At 40.7% G+C, this 17,057-nt stretch carries 21 protein-coding genes, 1 tRNA gene and 2 pseudogenes; 15 read left to right on the top strand and 9 right to left on the bottom strand.

Annotated features, from left to right (window positions below; translation table 11 throughout):
* The 6 genes from SORDD27_RS10350 to trpA all read left to right on the top strand — a co-directional run.
* Positions 1-285, top strand: a 285-nt coding sequence (locus tag SORDD27_RS10350) for a glutamine amidotransferase-related protein (RefSeq protein WP_231069310.1), incomplete at its 5' end; no start/stop codon positions are given.
* A 10-nt stretch (positions 286-295) separates the two neighbouring features.
* Positions 296-1,300, top strand: coding sequence for an anthranilate phosphoribosyltransferase (trpD, locus tag SORDD27_RS06070; protein ID WP_061427970.1), 1,005 nt, complete (start codon positions 296-298; stop codon positions 1,298-1,300).
* Positions 1,297-2,064, top strand: coding sequence for an indole-3-glycerol phosphate synthase TrpC (gene trpC / locus SORDD27_RS06065; protein WP_061427968.1), 768 nt, complete (start codon positions 1,297-1,299; stop codon positions 2,062-2,064). The genes trpD and trpC overlap by 4 nt, the downstream gene beginning before the upstream one ends.
* A complete protein-coding gene (locus SORDD27_RS06060) occupies positions 2,051-2,650 on the top strand; it encodes a phosphoribosylanthranilate isomerase (RefSeq protein WP_061427967.1) in 600 nt (199 codons plus the stop codon). The genes trpC and SORDD27_RS06060 overlap by 14 nt, the downstream gene beginning before the upstream one ends.
* Positions 2,628-3,851: a tryptophan synthase subunit beta gene (trpB, locus tag SORDD27_RS06055; RefSeq protein WP_061427966.1), complete on the top strand. Its 1,224-nt coding sequence runs from the start codon at positions 2,628-2,630 to the stop codon at positions 3,849-3,851. Before SORDD27_RS06060 ends, trpB begins: the two co-directional genes overlap by 23 nt.
* The gene (trpA, locus tag SORDD27_RS06050; RefSeq protein ID WP_061427965.1) at positions 3,844-4,620 is read left to right on the top strand and encodes a tryptophan synthase subunit alpha; all 777 of its coding nucleotides are present in this window, start codon (positions 3,844-3,846) and stop codon (positions 4,618-4,620) included. The genes trpB and trpA overlap by 8 nt, the downstream gene beginning before the upstream one ends.
* On the opposite strand, the gene SORDD27_RS06045 is transcribed toward trpA, so the two are convergent.
* Positions 4,592-5,251, bottom strand: a complete 660-nt coding sequence (locus SORDD27_RS06045; protein ID WP_061427959.1) for a prepilin peptidase — start codon at positions 5,249-5,251, stop codon at positions 4,592-4,594. The two genes, trpA and SORDD27_RS06045, sit on opposite strands and share 29 nt — an antisense overlap.
* A 70-nt stretch (positions 5,252-5,321) precedes the next feature.
* On the opposite strand from SORDD27_RS06045, the gene SORDD27_RS06040 reads away from it, so the two are divergent.
* Together SORDD27_RS06040 and SORDD27_RS06035 are read left to right on the top strand one after the other, a co-directional pair.
* Entirely contained in the window at positions 5,322-5,777 is a 456-nt protein-coding gene (locus SORDD27_RS06040; protein ID WP_000155447.1) for a GNAT family N-acetyltransferase, read from the top strand.
* Positions 5,778-5,880: 103 nt separating this feature from the next.
* A complete protein-coding gene (locus tag SORDD27_RS06035) occupies positions 5,881-6,330 on the top strand; it encodes a thiol-disulfide isomerase (RefSeq protein ID WP_231069309.1) in 450 nt (149 codons plus the stop codon).
* A 115-nt stretch (positions 6,331-6,445) separates the two neighbouring features.
* On the opposite strand, the gene SORDD27_RS06030 is transcribed toward SORDD27_RS06035, so the two are convergent.
* The 5 genes and pseudogenes from SORDD27_RS06030 to SORDD27_RS06010 all read right to left on the bottom strand — a co-directional run bounded on the left by SORDD27_RS06030 (position 6,446) and on the right by SORDD27_RS06010 (position 8,367).
* Positions 6,446-6,649: a CsbD family protein gene (locus SORDD27_RS06030; RefSeq protein ID WP_000102421.1), complete on the bottom strand. Its 204-nt coding sequence runs from the start codon at positions 6,647-6,649 to the stop codon at positions 6,446-6,448.
* Positions 6,650-6,690: 41 nt separating this feature from the next.
* Positions 6,691-7,248, bottom strand: a pseudogene (locus SORDD27_RS06025) (Asp23/Gls24 family envelope stress response protein); the annotation flags it as partial.
* 37 nt (positions 7,249-7,285) lie between these two features.
* Positions 7,286-7,456, bottom strand: coding sequence for a DUF2273 domain-containing protein (locus SORDD27_RS06020; protein ID WP_000454669.1), 171 nt, complete (start codon positions 7,454-7,456; stop codon positions 7,286-7,288).
* Between the two features lie 11 nt (positions 7,457-7,467).
* Positions 7,468-8,031, bottom strand: a complete 564-nt coding sequence (gene amaP, locus SORDD27_RS06015; protein ID WP_061427957.1) for an alkaline shock response membrane anchor protein AmaP — start codon at positions 8,029-8,031, stop codon at positions 7,468-7,470.
* A 99-nt stretch (positions 8,032-8,130) separates the two neighbouring features.
* Positions 8,131-8,367, bottom strand: coding sequence for a GlsB/YeaQ/YmgE family stress response membrane protein (locus tag SORDD27_RS06010; protein ID WP_000964741.1), 237 nt, complete (start codon positions 8,365-8,367; stop codon positions 8,131-8,133).
* A gap of 296 nt (positions 8,368-8,663) precedes the next feature.
* Here SORDD27_RS06010 and SORDD27_RS06005 point away from each other — a divergent pair, with 296 nt between their 5' ends.
* Positions 8,664-10,145, top strand: coding sequence for an AcpB/EbpR/MafR family transcriptional regulator (locus SORDD27_RS06005; protein WP_061427955.1), 1,482 nt, complete (start codon positions 8,664-8,666; stop codon positions 10,143-10,145).
* Between the two features lie 375 nt (positions 10,146-10,520).
* Here SORDD27_RS06005 and SORDD27_RS06000 read toward each other — a convergent pair whose 3' ends face one another.
* Positions 10,521-11,666 (bottom strand): low temperature requirement protein A, encoded by a 1,146-nt coding sequence (locus SORDD27_RS06000; protein ID WP_061427953.1) that lies wholly within the window; start codon positions 11,664-11,666, stop codon positions 10,521-10,523.
* A gap of 152 nt (positions 11,667-11,818) precedes the next feature.
* On the opposite strand from SORDD27_RS06000, the pseudogene SORDD27_RS09760 reads away from it, so the two are divergent.
* Positions 11,819-12,124 (top strand): annotated as a pseudogene (locus SORDD27_RS09760) (site-specific integrase); the annotation flags it as partial.
* Between the two features lie 120 nt (positions 12,125-12,244).
* Here SORDD27_RS09760 and SORDD27_RS05995 read toward each other — a convergent pair.
* Both SORDD27_RS05995 and SORDD27_RS05990 read right to left on the bottom strand, forming a co-directional pair.
* Positions 12,245-12,317 (bottom strand) — tRNA-Lys (locus tag SORDD27_RS05995).
* A gap of 261 nt (positions 12,318-12,578) precedes the next feature.
* The gene (locus SORDD27_RS05990; protein ID WP_061427952.1) at positions 12,579-13,850 is read right to left on the bottom strand and encodes a replication-associated recombination protein A; all 1,272 of its coding nucleotides are present in this window, start codon (positions 13,848-13,850) and stop codon (positions 12,579-12,581) included.
* Between the two features lie 115 nt (positions 13,851-13,965).
* Here SORDD27_RS05990 and SORDD27_RS05985 point away from each other — a divergent pair, with 115 nt between their 5' ends.
* The 5 genes from SORDD27_RS05985 to prmA all read left to right on the top strand — a co-directional run bounded on the left by SORDD27_RS05985 (position 13,966) and on the right by prmA (position 17,057).
* Positions 13,966-14,436 (top strand): DUF3013 family protein, encoded by a 471-nt coding sequence (locus tag SORDD27_RS05985; protein ID WP_000257095.1) that lies wholly within the window; start codon positions 13,966-13,968, stop codon positions 14,434-14,436.
* A 37-nt stretch (positions 14,437-14,473) separates the two neighbouring features.
* The gene (locus SORDD27_RS05980) at positions 14,474-15,016 is read left to right on the top strand and encodes a hypothetical protein (protein WP_061427950.1); all 543 of its coding nucleotides are present in this window, start codon (positions 14,474-14,476) and stop codon (positions 15,014-15,016) included.
* A gap of 49 nt (positions 15,017-15,065) precedes the next feature.
* On the top strand, positions 15,066-15,503 hold the full coding sequence (locus tag SORDD27_RS05975; RefSeq protein ID WP_061427948.1) for an NUDIX hydrolase: 438 nt from the start codon (positions 15,066-15,068) through the stop codon (positions 15,501-15,503).
* The gene (locus SORDD27_RS05970; RefSeq protein ID WP_061427945.1) at positions 15,496-15,969 is read left to right on the top strand and encodes a GNAT family N-acetyltransferase; all 474 of its coding nucleotides are present in this window, start codon (positions 15,496-15,498) and stop codon (positions 15,967-15,969) included. The genes SORDD27_RS05975 and SORDD27_RS05970 overlap by 8 nt, the downstream gene beginning before the upstream one ends.
* A 137-nt stretch (positions 15,970-16,106) precedes the next feature.
* The gene (gene prmA, locus SORDD27_RS05965) at positions 16,107-17,057 is read left to right on the top strand and encodes a 50S ribosomal protein L11 methyltransferase (RefSeq protein ID WP_081103366.1); all 951 of its coding nucleotides are present in this window, start codon (positions 16,107-16,109) and stop codon (positions 17,055-17,057) included.

The following is a 17,057-nucleotide window of genomic DNA, read 5'->3' as shown; positions in this document are numbered from 1 at the left end:
CCCAAAGTCATGCATGGGAAACAGAGCCATATCAGCTTTGAAGCGCCATCTGTTCTCTATCAAGATATTGAGGATGGTCGTCCGGTCATGCGTTACCACAGTATTTTGATTGAAAAAATGCCTGAAGACTTTGAAGTGACAGCTCATTCTACTGATGACCAAGCCATTATGGGAATTCAACACAAAACCCTTCCAATTTATGGCTTCCAGTACCATCCAGAGAGTATCGGAACGCCAGACGGCTTGTCTTCTATTCGGAATTTTATCGAGAAGGTTGTAAAGTGAGGAAACTAGGATGAAAGAGATTATTGAGAAATTAGCAAAATTTGAAAATTTATCAGGTGTGGAAATGACGGATGTCATTGAGCGTATCGTAACTGGACGTGTCACTGAAGCGCAGATTGCTTCTCTCCTCTTGGCCCTTAAGATGAAGGGGGAAACACCTGAAGAACGCACAGCCATTGCCCAAGTCATGCGAGGACATGCCCAACACATTCCAACTGAAATCCATGACGCTATGGACAACTGTGGTACAGGTGGGGACAAGTCTTTCAGCTTTAACATCTCTACAACTGCAGCCTTTGTCTTGGCTGGTGGTGGCATTCATATGGCCAAACATGGTAACCGCTCGATTTCTTCTAAATCGGGTTCGGCAGATGTCCTTCAAGCCTTGGGTATCAACCTAGACCTCAAACCAGCTGAACTAGGTAAGATTTTCGATAAAACTGGAATCGTTTTTCTCTTTGCCAAAAATATGCACCCAGCTATGAAATACATCATGCCAGCTCGTTTGGAGTTGGGAATTCCAACGATTATGAACTTGACTGGTCCCCTGATTCATCCAATGGCCTTGGAAACACAGCTTCTTGGAATTAGTCGTCCAGAACTGCTAGAAAGTACAGCTCAGGTATTGAAAAATATGGGTCGCAAACGTGCCATCGTGGTTGCTGGACCAGAAGGGCTTGATGAAGCTGGCTTGAACGGAACAACCAATATTGCTCTTCTTGAAAATGGCGAAATCACCTTGTCAAGCTTCACTCCAGAGGATTTGGGGATGAAACGCTACGCTATCGAAGATATTCGTGGAGGGAATGCTCAGGAAAATGCAGAAATTTTGCTTAGTGTTCTTAAAAACGAACCAAGTCCATTCTTGGAAACGACAGTTTTAAATGCAGGTCTTGGTTTCTATGCTAATGGTAAGGTAGCTAGTATCAAGGAAGGAGTTGCCTTGGCTCGTCAAGTGATTGCTAGTGGCAAGGCCCTTGAAAAACTCAGACTGTTACAGGAGTACCAAAAATGAGTCAGGAATTTTTAGCACGAATCTTGGAGCAGAAGGCGCGTGAAGTCGAGCAAATGGAGCTGGAGCAAATCCAGCCCTTGCGCCAGACCTATCGCTTGGCAGAATTTTTGAAGAATCATCAAGACCGCTTGCAGGTGATTGCAGAAGTCAAGAAAGCTAGCCCTAGTCTGGGAGATATCAATCTCGATGTAGATATTGTGCAACAGGCCCAGACTTATGAAGCAAACGGCGCAGTAATGATTTCTGTTTTGACAGATGAAGTTTTCTTTAAAGGGCATTTGGATTATTTACGTGAGATCTCCAGTCAGGTAAACATTCCAACGCTCAACAAGGACTTTATCATCGATGAAAAGCAAATCATCCGTGCTCGCAATGCCGGCGCGACAGTTATCTTGCTCATCGTTGCGGCCTTGTCAGAAGAACGCCTCAAGGAACTGTATGATTACGCGACAGAGCTTGGTCTGGAAGTCTTGGTGGAGACCCACAATCTAGCTGAACTAGAGGTGGCCCACAGACTGGGTGCCCAGATTATTGGGGTTAATAACCGCAACTTGACCACCTTTGAAGTCGACTTGCAGACCAGTGTAGACTTGGCCCAGCACTTTGAGGAAGGTCGCTATTACATTTCTGAATCTGCCATTTTCACAGGGCAGGATGCGGAACGAGTAGCACCATACTTTAACGGAATTTTGGTGGGAACAGCTCTCATGCAGGCAGAAGATGTAGCCCAGAGAATCAAGGAGTTGCAGATTGACAAAGGTTAAGATTTGTGGCCTATCGACCAAAGAAGCGGTAGAGACAGCTGTTTCAGCAGGGGCAGACTACATTGGTTTTGTCTTTGCACCTAGTAAAAGGCAGGTGACCTTGGAAGAGACCGCAGAGCTGGCAAAGCTCATTCCTGCTAATGTTAAAAAGGTTGGTGTATTTGTTTCACCAAGTCGAGCAGAATTGCTAGAAGCAATTGACAAAGTTAGCTTGGACTTGGTTCAAGTTCATGGTCAGGTGGCAGATGAGTTGTTTGAAGATTTGCCTTGTAGCAGTATTCAGGCCGTGCAGGTGGATGGAGAGGGGCATGTCCCCAATTCTCAGGCGGATTATCTCCTCTTTGATGCCCCTGTGGCTGGGAGTGGCCAGACCTTTGACTGGGGTCAACTGGATACGACAGGACTAGCTCAGCCCTTCTTTATCGCAGGTGGGCTTAATGAAGACAATGTAGCAAAAGCAATTCAACACTTTACTCCCTATGCAGTAGATGTATCAAGTGGAGTGGAGACGGATGGACAAAAAGATCATGAAAAGATTAGAAGATTTATAGAGAGAGTAAAGCATGGCATATCAAGAACCAAATAAAGATGGATTTTATGGAAAATTCGGCGGACGTTTCGTCCCAGAGACATTGATGACAGCAGTTTTGGAGTTGGAGAAGGCCTACCGTGAAAGTCAGGCAGACCCAAGTTTCCAAGAGGAATTAAACCAACTTTTGCGCCAGTATGTAGGACGTGAAACTCCTCTTTACTATGCAAAAAACTTGACCCAGCATATCGGTGGAGCCAAGATTTATCTCAAACGGGAAGACCTCAACCATACAGGGGCCCACAAGATTAACAATGCCTTGGGACAAGTTCTTCTGGCTAAACGCATGGGCAAAAAGAAAATTATCGCTGAAACGGGTGCTGGTCAGCACGGTGTGGCAACTGCAACAGCTGCAGCCCTCTTTAACATGGAATGTACCATTTACATGGGTGAGGAAGATGTCAAACGCCAAGCCCTTAATGTCTTTCGTATGGAGCTTTTGGGAGCTAAGGTTGAGGCTGTGACAGATGGTTCGCGCGTGCTCAAGGATGCGGTTAATGCAGCCCTTCGTTCATGGGTGGCTAATATCGATGATACTCACTATATCCTTGGTTCTGCCTTGGGACCTCATCCTTTCCCAGAAATCGTTCGTGACTTCCAAAGTGTCATTGGTCGAGAAGCCAAACAACAGTACCGTGACTTGACAGGCCAAGCCCTACCAGATGCCCTAGTAGCCTGTGTTGGTGGTGGTTCGAATGCCATCGGCCTTTTCCATCCATTTGTAGAAGATGAGTCAGTAGCTATGTATGGAGCTGAAGCAGCAGGGCTTGGTGTGGATACAGAGCATCACGCAGCGACCTTGACCAAGGGTCGTCCGGGTGTTCTCCACGGTTCGCTTATGGATGTGCTCCAAGATGCACATGGTCAAATTCTTGAAGCCTTCTCTATCTCAGCAGGTTTGGACTATCCTGGTATCGGTCCAGAACATTCACACTACCACGATATCAAACGTGCCAGCTATGTTCCTGTGACGGACGAGGAAGCCTTGGAAGGATTCAAACTCTTGTCTCGCGTGGAAGGGATTATCCCAGCCTTGGAATCTAGCCATGCCATTGCCTTTGCAGTGAAATTGGCCAAAGAACTTGGACCAGACAAGTCTATGATTGTCTGCCTATCCGGTCGTGGGGACAAGGATGTGGTTCAAGTCAAAGACCGCTTGGAAGTAGATGCAGCAAAGAAGGGAGAAGCCCATGCCTAAGACTTTAACAGAAAAATTGAACGCTATCAAAGCAACGGGCAAGGGAATTTTTGTTCCTTATATCATGGCTGGAGACCATGAGAAAGGTCTGGATGGTCTCGGTGAAACAATCCACTTTTTAGAAGATTTGGGTGTTTCAGCTATTGAAGTGGGCATTCCCTTTTCAGACCCTGTTGCAGATGGACCTGTGATCGAAGAAGCAGGCTTGCGCAGTCTAGCTCACGGAACTTCTACCCAGGCTTTGGTTGAAACCTTGAAAACCATTCAGACTGAGGTGCCGCTTGTCATTATGACCTACTTTAATCCCCTCTTTCAGTATGGTGTTGAGAACTTTGTCAAAGATTTGGCAGATACAGCTGTTAAGGGCTTGATTATCCCAGACCTGCCTCATGAGCATGCCAACTTTGTAGTGCCCTTTTTGGTAGACACAGATATCGCCTTGATTCCCCTAGTTAGTTTGACCACAGGACTTGAGCGCCAAAAAGAGTTAATCAAGGGAGCTGAGGGATTTGTCTATGCCGTTGCCATCAATGGGGTGACAGGGAAGTCAGGAAATTACCGTGCAGACTTGGACAAGCACTTGACACAATTGCATCAAGTATCTGACATCCCTGTCTTGACAGGCTTTGGTGTATCTAGCCAGGCTGATGTAGAACGCTTTAATGCGGTGTCAGATGGCGTTATCGTCGGTTCGAAAATAGTAAAAGCCCTCCACCAAGGAGAGCCGATTGAGGATTTTATCAAACAAGCAGTAGCTTACCAAAAATAATCAAACAAGCAGCAAGTAAGAGGAAAGGCACAAAAGGAAGTCTTTCCTTTTTCTTTTGCAGGATAAAGACTAAAATCCCTGTTGCAGAAGCAAACTGGATCAAGATGAGCAACTCTGTCACACTAAAGACGAGAGCACAAGAAGCCAGAAAGAGAAAATCCCCTGCGCCCATGCGGATATCGATAAAATGAGCCAAAATTCCAAGGATAAGAAAGAAGACCATGACCAGATTCCAACCACAGAAAGCCATGAGGATTAGGTGAAACGTCAGCCAGACCAGCAAGGGATATTCCTGATGGAGAAGGTCGTAGATGCCTAAGGTCAAGCCAGCAGTGATTAGGATGACTTGACCCAAGGAAATCCAGCCCCATGACCAAGCTAGAAAGAGGATTCCTAAGCCGAGTTCAAAGAGGGCATACCAGAATGGATAGCGAGCCTTGCAGTAGCGACAGCGAAAGCGATTGAAGACCTGCGAAAGGATAGGAATCAAATCTAGCGGACGCAAGCGAGTCTGACAGGAATTGCAGTGGCTAGCTGGTCGAATAATGGATTGCTCAGGAAAACGGTCAATGACCAAACCTAAGAAAGAAGCGAGAATGCTCCCGACAAGAAAAAAATAAAGATCAATCATACTTATCTATTCGTAAAAAATAGGAGAAGTAGTATAATAAAGAAACATTGATAAGATGGTGAGGAAATAGATGACAATTCGTTTTGAAGAAAATGTGAGTACAGAAAACGCTCAGCTCGTATGCCAATGGTCCAACTCCCTTGGCCAAGCTTTTCAAGAACAATGGATGGGACCAATGATTCCTTTTCCCTTAACAATTCAAATCCTGCAAGATTTGGAAGGAATCTTTTCAATCTTTGATGGACAAGAGTTTGTAGGGCTTATCCAGAAAATCAGACTAGAAGACAGGAATCTTCATATCGGGAGATTTTTTATCAACCCCCAGAAGCAGGGGCAAGGATTAGGTAGCCAGGCTTTAAGGAAATTTGTTAGTTTGGCCTTTGAAAATGAAGACATAGATACTGTCTCTCTAAATGTCTACGAGGCAAATCAAACAGCTTACCAGCTTTACCAAAAAGCAGGATTTGAAATCGTTCAAATAGTTGAAGTACCTATACGAAAATACATCATGAAAAAGGGCAGATAACAGTCACGGGGGACTAGAGTCCCAAGGATTTTCAAGGATAAGGAAGTTATCTTTCAAAGTTAGAAACAAGACTTCTATGATTTCTTAGATAGAGGAGATAAACATGTCGAGACCTAGAAAAATACGAATCTTGCTTGCTCCTGTACTTGCCTTAGTTGTTGGTATCACTCTTTATTTTCAGTATCAAAGCCACCAAGAACGGTTCCAATTAAAAACCTCCTTTGAAGAAAAGGACACTATAGCTGTCTTACAACGTTTAATGGATTCAGGGAAATATGCGTCTGACATGCGTAAAGCAGGCTATATTGTTCCTCCCGACGGTGCTATCCGCTTGGATGGAGGAATTGACTCTATAGGGATAAAAGGAGACATCGATTTGAAAATGTTGAATCCTAGTAGGGATGAAGTCTCGGTTTTATTTGAAACAATGGTAAATGAGGAAAAAATAAATGTCTACTATATTTTAGACAATCAATTAACCCTGAAACGTAGATACTATTCTCATATTAGGAATCAAAATAAAGAAAGTGTGAACATCTCTCAAGCCGATTGACAGTTCCTTTTAAGGAAGATACGGAATCGTTTTTAGGGTCCTATCTACAAAAAAAGAGGACATTTACGGTCCTCTTTTTGACTACTATAATGAAAAGGTCAATTAACGTTTAGCCTTATTTTTCATCTTTGTGAAGCATGTTTTTCACACCTTCAATAGCGCCTTCGACAGCGTCTTTAGCATCTTCAGCAACTTCTTTTACTTTAGAAACAACTTTTTCAGCTGTTCCTTCTTTTTCCATTTTTTCATCGCCGATCATTTTGCCGACACCTTCTTTAATGGAACCTTTTGCTTGGTTTAATTTTTCTTCTGTTGACATGATTCTGCCTCCTTTAAATTGATTGATTTTGACAAGATAAATTAGTGTACGCGAGCATTTTCCTTTGTTTCGCCTTTAACGGCTTCAACACCTTCGCCTACTTTTTCTTGAACAGCAGCAACACCTGAACCGATACCAGATTTCACTTTTTCAAATTGTTCTGAAGCAAATTCTCCTGTTGAAGAAGCCACGTCAGTTACTCGGTCTTGGAGGCTAACTGAATCTGCTTCATGCTGTTCCTTCGTTTTGATATCAACAACATTCACATTGACTTCAACAACTTCTAGATCCGTCATTTTTGTAACTTGTGATACGACAACATCTTTGATTTCTTTGTACAAAGCAGGGACATTCTTTTGGTACTCAACAACAATGTTCAAGTCAACTGCAACTTGTTCTTTCCCAACTTCAACATTGACACCATGAGTGACATTATCTGTATTGATAATTTTTTCTGTTAGATTAGAGAAGAATCCTCCATCCACATCCAAAAGTCCAGGTACTTTTTCAAGTGAAAGACCAATGATTTTTTGGATGACTTTGTCTTCATAAGTGAGTTCCCCTTTAACATTTTGAGAAACAACAGCAACATCTTTTTTTCTACATTTTTATCTACGTTTGACATACGAGACTCCTTTATTTATTTAAATATTTTTCCTTAACATAGTATCCAGCAAATGCTCCTAGGGCTCCACAAATTAGTACAAATAGTGTTTTGAAAAAGCCAAAGGATAAGATAAAGCAAGCGAGAATGACACCTACTAGACCTGCAATGATTGGATACTGGTATTTTTTAAACCATTCCATTTTTTACTTCCTTACTTTACACGACTAACAGTCTTTTTGGTCGTTTTTGGAGGTTCAAATTCTTTCACTTTAACTTCAAGTTTTACCTCACGTTCAATACCAAAGAACTGCTTTAATCCATGAGTTATTTCATTCTGAATGACTAGACATCGATTTGAGATGTTGTCTGAAGGAAGAATTTTCCCTTCTACAGTAACGAAACATTTATTTTTGCGGCTATTTACATGGACCGTTGGTTCTTTCATCAACTGATGATCAATGACCAAACATCGAACAAAGCCTTCGATAGCTGAATTTTTTAGTTTTAATGTATCTTCTTGAGTTTCTAATTGAATCTCTAGATATTGCTTAGGATAAAAGAGTATCACTAACATTGAAATTAAAACTAAAACAGATAGGACAAGTGTCCCCCAAAAGACATATCTAGCAATCAGGAATTCAGCGTAGAGTTCTCTCCAACTGAATAAGTGGATATCTAAATCACTGACCTGATGATAATCTATGAGAATAGGAAGGAAAATAGCCAAGATTAAAATACAGAAAATAAGTAACAATATTTTCTTTGATTTTGACATATTAAATCCTTTCAAATGAAAAGCTTTAAACCATAATTTTACCCGTCTACAGTATTCAAAATTATGGCTTATCACTTTGAATTTCTTATTAGGTAATGCTTATTTTTTACCAAATAGAAATGAAACGACTGCAACAACAATCACTGCACCTACGATTGACGGAATAATAGCCATTCCAGCCAATGAAGGTCCCCAGCTACCTAGAAGTGATTGCCCTACAGATGAACCGATAAGACCTGCAAAGATATTTGCAATCAATCCCATTGAACCACCTTTTTTAGTGATTGCACCTGCGATGAGACCAATAAGACCTCCTACAATAATGGACCACAACATAGTGTATCCTCCTTTTCTATTTCTAAATCAAAGAGTCAATTTCTTTGATTGAACTAATTATATACTATCTCAACTTGGAAACATAATAGTTCGTCTTAAAAACCGTACTGTAAACATGTACTTTAGATACAGATAAATAAGAAAAGCTTGATGCTACTGAGTTTCTAGGTGATGAAGCGAGTCTTTTCATAGCAAGCTAAAGTCGTTGTAAGAGGATAAATACACTCTATGTGGTATAATTGCATGAAGATTGAAAGACAATCCTTTAGTTTATTACAAAGAAAGAAAAGCTATTCATGAGAGATTTATTATCGAAAAAAAGTCACAGACAATTAGAATTATTAGAATTACTATTTGAAAACAAACGCTGGTTTCATATTTCGGAACTAGCAGAATTATTGCACTGTACAGAACGTTCTGTAAAAGATGACTTGTCCCATGTCAGGTCTTCTTTTCCTGACTTGCTATTTCATTCCTCAACAAACGGCATCCGTATCATTAATACCGATGATAGTGATATTGAGATGGTCTATCATCATTTTTTTAAGCATTCAACCCACTTTTCAATTTTAGAATTTATCTTCTTTAATGAAGAATGTGATACTGATAGTATTTGCAAAGAGTTTTATATTAGTTCTTCCTCTCTTTACCGTATCATCCGTCACATTAATAAAATTATTAAGAAACAATATTGTTTTGAAATTAGCCTCAATCCAGTTCGAATCACTGGAAATGAGATTGATATCCGTTACTTTTTTGCCCAGTATTTTTCAGAAAAATATTATTTCCTTGAATGGCCCTTTGAAGATTTTTCTCAAGAACCCTTGTCTCAATTATTGGAATTAGTCTATAAAGCAACTTCTTTCCCGATGAATTTATCAACTCATAGAATGTTAAAATTACTTCTGGTTACAAATTTATATCGCATAAAGTTTGGTCATTTCATGGAAGTTGAGAGAGACTCTTTTAACAATCAATTGTTAGAGTCTTTCATGCAGGCAGAAGGAATCGAAGAGATTGTAGCGAGCTTTGATTCTGAATATCAGATTTCTCTGAATAAAGAAGTGATAAGTCAACTGTTTGTATCCTATTTTCAAAAAATGTTTTTCATAGATGAAGAAGTATTTCTGAACCATGCAAAAACAGACAGCTATGTAAAAAAATCGTATCAGTTATTGGGAGATCTAGTAGACCAGGTATCAAGAGAGTATAATCTCCAAGTAGACAATAAAGACAATCTGATTTGGCATATGCACAATACGGCACATCTGCATCGCCAGGAATTATCAACAGAGTTTATCCTATTTGATCAAAAAGGCAATACAATCAAGAACTTTCAAAATATTTTCCCTCGATTTGTTTCAGAGGTGAAGGAAGGGATTGAACACTATCTAGAGGCTTTGGATATGGATCGTAGTTCAATGAAAGTCAATCATTTGACCTATACTTTTATCACCCATAGCAAACACTTGGTGCTAAATCTTTTACAAAACCAACCTAAATTAAAGGTTTTGGTCATGAGTAATTTTGATCAGTATCATGCAAAATCCATAGCAGAGACACTTTCTTACTATTGCAGCAACAATTTTGAACTGGAGGTCTGGAGTGAATTAGAGTTATCACTTGATGCTCTAAAAGAATCACCATACGACATCATTATTTCTAATTTTATTATTCCTCCTATTGAAAATAAGAGACTGATCTATTCCAATAATGTCAATACAGTCGCTCTCATCTCTTTGCTTAACGCAATGATGTTCATTCGACTAGACGAGTAACTAAGAATAACAAAAAAGCCTTGACTCCAAGGCTTTTTCCTGTTGTTTAGATGCCCCCTGCATGAATTTGTAAGAACTTTTCATATTGAAAATAAACAAAAATGTTGAAATATAAACGATTTTTGGAAGATACTTGGAATAATTTTGAATGTGATTATTTCAAAACGCGGCAAAAGTGGGGCAAAAACAAATTAACGAAAAAAATATCGAGTTCGTGCATCAAGTAAATGATAAATTGCAAGAATAAGTGCAACATTTACTCGAACTCATCCTCTAGAGCTTCACCAGCAGTTCTGTAAGCTAAACATTTTCGTGGTCGGTGATTGATATCATATAAAGCCTTGGTTCCCAAAGCTTTTTTATGTTATAAACTCATTAAAATAACTCCCAGTTAGATGTGGAATATTTTTTATTCTGTGTCATATAAAAATAAATAAAATGAATGGCTATAGCTAGAGCTAAAATGGTTGTTATACTCACTACTATTATAGGATTAGAAGCAAAGATTAAAGAGAGAATCAAGGCAGCCAGATAGAGTGTCGCTTGGACACAGTAGTAACTTTTCGAATAGCGAAGATAGTGTTTGTTATAGGGCCCATTTACTAGGACAGCAACTTGGAAGAGGCCAAATCCGATATAAGAGAAGATGGTTGCAAAGAGAAGATTAGCTTCAGGATTCAGAAGAAAACTCATCGAAACAGTCATCATCATAAGTCCAATGAAAATAGGATAGTGACTGTAAATTAGAAATAGTCCCTTTTGATTAGATTTTTCATCAATAGCATGGTCGAATTGACCAAAATAAAACAAGAACAGAGAAAGTATAATAATGAAATAAAGAACCGAATAAATCGAGAAATTCTCGATTGTAAAGAAGTTAGCTAGCCCCATAATCACCTCTCCAAACGTAATAATGACAAGAAGGGAGATGCGCTCGATTAAATGGGGGAGATTTACCTGGAAATGCTCATCTTTACTAAGCGAGATAATTGGCATAATAAATATTAGCAGAGTACTAGCAATAAAGATATAGACTCCAACGTAAATAGGAAGAAGAGCTGCTAGATAGACTCCTAAACTTCCTAGACCTGTTATCCATAGAAAACCTTTGATACTTTCCCGATTAACATTATCGGTTGATTTTCTAAAAAATTCAACCAAATATTGAAAAAATAAGGTAAGGGTTAATGTACCAATAGCCCAACAGAAATAATGAAAATATTGTTGCCAACTATGTCCAATCATATTGGATACAAAGAGTAAAAGTCCCATGTTGATAAACATGATTAGCATGTTAAATAAAGAGTTCTTTCCATAGCGATTGGTATAAACGGTTTGAATCATCCAGGAATTGATGATAACCAAGACAGATATGAAAAAATCAAGTAAAGAATTCCAAGTCAAAATACCGTTATGAAGATGGTGAATTAAAGCAGTTGCTTTTGAAATTGCAAAAACAAAAACTAGGTCATAAAAAAGTTCTGAAAATTCTACACGTTTGTGTTTAATAAGAGTTGTCATCTTAAGGCCTTTCTACTTTAGAAGTACAATTTATTATAACAGAAAATGGTAATGAGAGAAAAGGAGATGCTTAAATGACTTCATGTGGCGCGAATTGTCAAAACCTTGACCTCTTTTTTCATTTACTTGTCGGTTTCTGTTTTGTAAAATAGTCTCATAAATCAAATGAAATAAAGAGGAAATCATTATGTCAAATAAAAGTCACTCAAATTCGTGCGAGTAAATACCAAAGAATTATGAATAAGTATGGACAAACAGTTGGTAGAAATTTTCTTGGTAGATTGAATACTGGGATTCATCAGAGCATCCAAATGGCAATTGTCGACAAAGTTCTAATAGATGATTTTACACAACATGTCGAATTATTTTCATCCAAAGAACAACAGATGACAGAAGAGAAATATTTACATACAGAAAAGGACGATCTGGATTTACTTTTAGCAGTAAGGAGAAAATTTTTGAAGAATTTAATCAAATTAGATATGTCTGGAAAGATTGCTCATAAAAAAATGTGGGGCAAATCAGTTATAGACAAGCAAAAAAGCCTTGATTCCAAGGCTTTTCCTGTTGTATTTAGATGCCCCCTGCAGGGCTCGAACCTGCGACCCATAGATTAAGAGTCTACTGCTCTACCAACTGAGCTAAGGAGGCAAAGAAAAAGCTGTATTGGTGCCGAAACTTCACGGTTTGTATTGAACCCGCGCAATTAAGCAGGTGGGCAACTCGCTCTAACTGAAGCTGTTTCCGTGTGAGACGGCCTACATGCTGTTAGAAGACTTTTGTTTCCCTAAAAATACAAAAAATAGTCGGTCAACACTTAAGTGTGAAGTCGTACACCACAGCGTTTCTATATTTATATGATACCACTTTTTTAAAAATTCAAGAGGAAAAATTATTTTTTTGAAAAGGATTTCACAAGTTTCTTAATTTATCAATGGTTTCCTTGCGTTGAGCTAAGGCCCGTTCGTACTTGCCAGTATCTTCTGGAGAGAAGTAGTGATGATCTCGAATTTTTTCTGGCAAATAGTCTTGATTGACCCAGTTTCCAGGATAGTTGTGCGGATAGAGATAGTTTTGCGCATTCCCTAGTTCCTTGCTACCACTGTAGTGGCCATCGCGCAGGTGTCGAGGTATAGGCAAATGCCCTGATGTTTTGAGATCAGCCAGAGCCTTGTCCATAGCGACGTAGGCTGAGTTGGACTTGGGTGAAAGTGCCAAATCAATCACGACATTGGCGATGAGGATGCGAGCTTCTGGGAAGCCAATCTTTTGAGCAGCATCTAGAGCAGTTACAGTATGAATCTGGGCTTCAGGATTGGCTAAACCGATATCTTCATAAGCGATAACGGTCAAGCGACGAGCGAGACTAGGAAGATCCCCAGCCTCAATCAAGCGGGCAGCGTAGTGGAGACTGGCATCTACATCCGAGCCACGGATGGACTTTTGCAGGGCTGAGAGGACATCGTAGTGACCGTCCCCATCTTTATCCATGGTAATGTAACTTCGCTGCAGGCTATTTTCCATGATATCAAGCGTGATGTGGCGAATGCCCTTGTCATTTTCAGGGGTAGAGAGAACAGCCAGATCCAGCGAGTTAAAGGCAGAACGCAGGTCTCCATTGGTAGATGTTGCGATAAAATCAAGGGCATCCTCATCTAATTCAACTGGGAAATCAAAGCCACGTTCAGGGTCGATTAGAGCAATTTGAATCGCTCCTTTAACATCTTGATTGGACAAGGGTTCCAATTCAAAAATCTGAACACGACTGCGAATGGCTGGAGTGACAGAAAAGAAAGGATTTTCAGTCGTAGCCCCAATCATGATGACCAGACCACTTTCTAAGAGTGGTAGAAGAAAGTCTTGCTTGGTTTTATCTAGTCGGTGAATCTCGTCCAGTAGCAGAACCAGTCCTCCAGAAAATTTAGCTTCTTCCGCGATTTCTTGCAGTCGCTTTTTACTATCGACTGTCGCATTAAAGGTCCGAAAGGCATACTTGGTGGTCCCAGCGATAGCTGAGGCGATACTGGTTTTGCCGATTCCTGGAGGTCCGTAGAGAATCATGGAGGACAGACGATTGGCTTCCACCATGCGACGGATAATTTTTCCAGGTCCGACTAGATGCTCCTGACCGATGACCTGGTCAATGGTTTTCGGGCGCATGCGAAGCGCGAGATTGTCTGGCATAGCAGTCCTTTCTAACATGGATTTTCTGATGTATATGTGGTAAGATGGTAGTATCTATTTTAGCATATTTCCGAGCAATCGGGGCGATTAAAGAGTCGCATAGAAAGAGGACAAAATGGCAACATACGGATTTTTAGATGTTTTAGAGGAAGAATTGGACAAGAACTTTCCTTTTGATTTTGAGATTAGTTGGGACAAGCGCAATCACGCGGTAGAAGTGAGTTTTCTACTAGAGGCGCAAAACGCTGCAGGAGTTGAGATGGTGGATGAGGACGGAGAAGTTTCGTCAGACGATATTCTCTTTGAAGAAGCAGTCCTTTTCTACAATCCTGCAAAGTCAACGGTTAATGCAGAAGACTATTTGACGGTCATCCCTTACCTGCCTAAAAAAGGATTTTCTCGTGAATTTTTAGCTTATTTTGCCCTTTTCCTCAAAGATACTGCCGAGGTTGGACTGGATGCCCTTATGGACTTTTTGGAAGACCCAGAAGCAGAAGAATTTGTCATGGAATGGAATCAAGAAGTCTTTGAAGAAGGAAAAGTCGGTTTGGAAGAAGGAGAATTTTACCCTTATCCGAGATACTAGGAAACTTTAAAAATAAGGAATTCAAAGAGGAGAGAGCATGTTAGAGAAAATCAAACAAATTTTTATGAGAAAGTCAGATAAATCTGAGTTTTCTTCCTCTTCTCTTCCTCGCAATCGCTTTGCGGATCTAGATTTCGAGCAAGTATTGAAGTCTGGAACTCGTCGCCTTGTCGATGAGGAGGGGCGCTATGCAGAAGATGGTACAGTCACAGAACTTGAATTTCCTGAAGACTTTTCGGAATTTGAATTTCTAGTTGGTTTTAAGACGGAAGAGGAAGACCAGTTTCAGCAACTATTAGCTCGTTTAAATAGTATTGACAATGCTATTCAGTCCTATTTGGAAAGCGAGATGCAGCAGCCTATTCCCCAGTATGCCAAGGATCTAGGCTATACTCAGAAGAAGTGGGAGAAAACCTTTTACTTTCATCCTTGGATATTAAGTTTTGAGGAAAGTCCGCCTAATCTTCGCTATGTTGCAGATTATGTAAATGATGAGTTTACGGTTTATTTTGCTAAAAAACATGGTAGATGGCGGGCGTACTGGGATGCAGAGTGTCAAAATGTAATTGAAGAAAGCTAGCTAGGGGTTTTCTATAGAGTAGTAGTTATGATAAGAAAAGGTCATCATCATGGAATTATTGGATAAACACTTGGATTTTACGGGTTGTAAAATTGCCCTCTTTTGTGGAGATAAGCTACTGACCATCTTGCGTGATGACAAGGAAAATATCCCTTGGCCCAATATGTGGGAGTTGCCAGGTGGCGGACGAGAGGGCGATGAAAGTCCTTTTGAGTGCGCGGCGCGTGAAGTTTACGAAGAATTAGGAATTCATCTGACTGAGGATTGCCTGCTTTGGAGTAAGGTGTACCCAAGTATGCTTTTTGAGGGGAAGGAATCCGTCTTTCTAGTTGGAAAATTGGATCAGGAACAGTTTGACAAGATTGTCTTTGGTGATGAAGGGCAGGGCTACAAACTGATGGGCATTGACGAGTTTCTTGGCTCAGATAGGGTTGTACCCCAGTTGCAGGATAGGGTGAGGGATTATTTGGAGAGAGACTATGATTAGACTTGAACGAGCAGGAGCAGAGGATTTAGAAACCGTAATTGCAATTCAAAGGGCTAGCTTTAAGGCAGTCTATGAGAAATACCAAGACGAATACGATCCTTATCTGGAGGACCGTGAACGAATTAAGTGGAAACTAGTCGAGCGTCCCAATAGCTATTACTACTTTGTAAAAAAAGATGAAGAAAACATCGGATTTTTACGAGTTCAGACCAATGACGAGTTAACGAAAGCTTGGTTGGGGACCGCAGCGGTTTTGCCCCAGTATCAAGGAAAAGGTTATGGTTCTGAGGGATTGAGATTACTGGAAAAGGAATTTCCAACGATTAAACAGTGGGACTTGTGTACGGTATTACAGGATGCGGTCATGGTCGCCTTTTATGAGAAAAATGGCTACCGTCAAACCCATATCGAGCCTGAAAAAGAAGGTATGGATATGGTTTACATGAAAAAATGGATTGACAAATAGAAAGGATGGTTCGGTTACATTTCTAAACTGAACCCGCCCTAAACACTGTGCCAAAAGGATAAACGTCTCTTAGACACAAGCGTCTTCGGAGAGTTTCCTATTTTGGCTTTGTGTTTTACGGGCTTGGTATCTTAATTATGGAAACATGGCAAGAGTTAAAAGTTACAGTGAAGCGTGAGGGGGAGGAGCTGGTCTCCAATCTCTTGATTGAGCTGGGGGCGCAAGGTGTTGCGATCGAAGACAGTATGGACTATGTGGGGAATGTGGATCGCTTCGGTGAGATTTTCCCAGAGGTCGAGCAACAAGAAGAAATCGTAGTGACCGCCTACTATCCAGATACGATTGATGTGGCAGTGGTTGAGGCGGATTTGCAGGCACGTCTCCTAGAATTAACTGAGTTTATGGATTTGGGAGAAGTCAAGATGGGGACGACTGCCTTGGCTGAGGAAGACTGGGCAGACAACTGGAAGAAATATTATGAACCAGCTCGTATTACTCATGACTTGACCATCGTGCCGTCTTGGACGGACTATGAGGCGACTGCGGGAGAAAAGATTATCAAGCTGGATCCTGGTATGGCCTTTGGTACGGGTACTCATCCAACGACCAAGATGAGCCTTTTTGCCTTGGAGCAGGTTCTTCGTGGTGGCGAAACGGTGCTGGATGTAGGAACTGGTTCAGGTGTCCTTTCTATTGCCAGCACACTTCTTGGCGCTAAGGAAATTTTCGCCTATGACCTGGATGATGTGGCGGTTCGGGTGGCTCAGGAAAATATCGAGCTCAACCCTGGCATGGAAAACATCCATGTTGCTACTGGAGATTTGCTCAAGGGTGTGGAGATTGAAGCAGATGTCATTGTGGCCAATATCTTGGCGGATATTCTCATTCATCTGACAGACGATGCTTATCGTTTGGTCAAGGACGAAGGCTACCTCATCATGAGTGGCATTATCAAGGACAAGTGGGATATGGTGCGCGAGTCAGCTGAGTCAGCTGGATTTTTCCTTGAAACCCACATGATTCAAGGGGAATGGAATGCCTGTGTCTTTAAGAAGACTAAGGATATTTCAGGTGTGATTGGAGGCTAG

This window comes from Streptococcus oralis (assembly GCF_001579025.1).
GTDB classification, from domain to species: domain Bacteria; phylum Bacillota; class Bacilli; order Lactobacillales; family Streptococcaceae; genus Streptococcus; species Streptococcus oralis_X.
This window is presented reverse-complemented; position numbering and strand designations above follow the sequence as displayed.

What these genes read in the sequence shown, in the direction of transcription:
- trpD (WP_061427970.1), top strand. Translation starts at nt 296, where the DNA reads ATGAAAGAGATTATTGAGAAATTAGCAAAATTTGAAAATTTATCAGGT.
- trpC (WP_061427968.1), top strand. Translation starts at nt 1,297, where the DNA reads ATGAGTCAGGAATTTTTAGCACGAATCTTGGAGCAGAAGGCGCGTGAA.
- trpB (WP_061427966.1), top strand. Translation starts at nt 2,628, where the DNA reads ATGGCATATCAAGAACCAAATAAAGATGGATTTTATGGAAAATTCGGC.
- trpA (WP_061427965.1), top strand. Translation starts at nt 3,844, where the DNA reads ATGCCTAAGACTTTAACAGAAAAATTGAACGCTATCAAAGCAACGGGC.
- SORDD27_RS06045 (WP_061427959.1), bottom strand. Translation starts at nt 5,251, where the DNA reads ATGATTGATCTTTATTTTTTTCTTGTCGGGAGCATTCTCGCTTCTTTC.
- SORDD27_RS06040 (WP_000155447.1), top strand. Translation starts at nt 5,322, where the DNA reads ATGACAATTCGTTTTGAAGAAAATGTGAGTACAGAAAACGCTCAGCTC.
- SORDD27_RS06035 (WP_231069309.1), top strand. Translation starts at nt 5,881, where the DNA reads ATGTCGAGACCTAGAAAAATACGAATCTTGCTTGCTCCTGTACTTGCC.
- SORDD27_RS06030 (WP_000102421.1), bottom strand. Translation starts at nt 6,649, where the DNA reads ATGTCAACAGAAGAAAAATTAAACCAAGCAAAAGGTTCCATTAAAGAA.
- SORDD27_RS06020 (WP_000454669.1), bottom strand. Translation starts at nt 7,456, where the DNA reads ATGGAATGGTTTAAAAAATACCAGTATCCAATCATTGCAGGTCTAGTA.
- amaP (WP_061427957.1), bottom strand. Translation starts at nt 8,031, where the DNA reads ATGTCAAAATCAAAGAAAATATTGTTACTTATTTTCTGTATTTTAATC.
- SORDD27_RS06010 (WP_000964741.1), bottom strand. Translation starts at nt 8,367, where the DNA reads ATGTTGTGGTCCATTATTGTAGGAGGTCTTATTGGTCTCATCGCAGGT.
- SORDD27_RS06005 (WP_061427955.1), top strand. Translation starts at nt 8,664, where the DNA reads ATGAGAGATTTATTATCGAAAAAAAGTCACAGACAATTAGAATTATTA.
- SORDD27_RS06000 (WP_061427953.1), bottom strand. Translation starts at nt 11,666, where the DNA reads ATGACAACTCTTATTAAACACAAACGTGTAGAATTTTCAGAACTTTTT.
- SORDD27_RS05990 (WP_061427952.1), bottom strand. Translation starts at nt 13,850, where the DNA reads ATGCCAGACAATCTCGCGCTTCGCATGCGCCCGAAAACCATTGACCAG.
- SORDD27_RS05985 (WP_000257095.1), top strand. Translation starts at nt 13,966, where the DNA reads ATGGCAACATACGGATTTTTAGATGTTTTAGAGGAAGAATTGGACAAG.
- SORDD27_RS05980 (WP_061427950.1), top strand. Translation starts at nt 14,474, where the DNA reads ATGTTAGAGAAAATCAAACAAATTTTTATGAGAAAGTCAGATAAATCT.
- SORDD27_RS05975 (WP_061427948.1), top strand. Translation starts at nt 15,066, where the DNA reads ATGGAATTATTGGATAAACACTTGGATTTTACGGGTTGTAAAATTGCC.
- SORDD27_RS05970 (WP_061427945.1), top strand. Translation starts at nt 15,496, where the DNA reads ATGATTAGACTTGAACGAGCAGGAGCAGAGGATTTAGAAACCGTAATT.
- prmA (WP_081103366.1), top strand. Translation starts at nt 16,107, where the DNA reads ATGGAAACATGGCAAGAGTTAAAAGTTACAGTGAAGCGTGAGGGGGAG.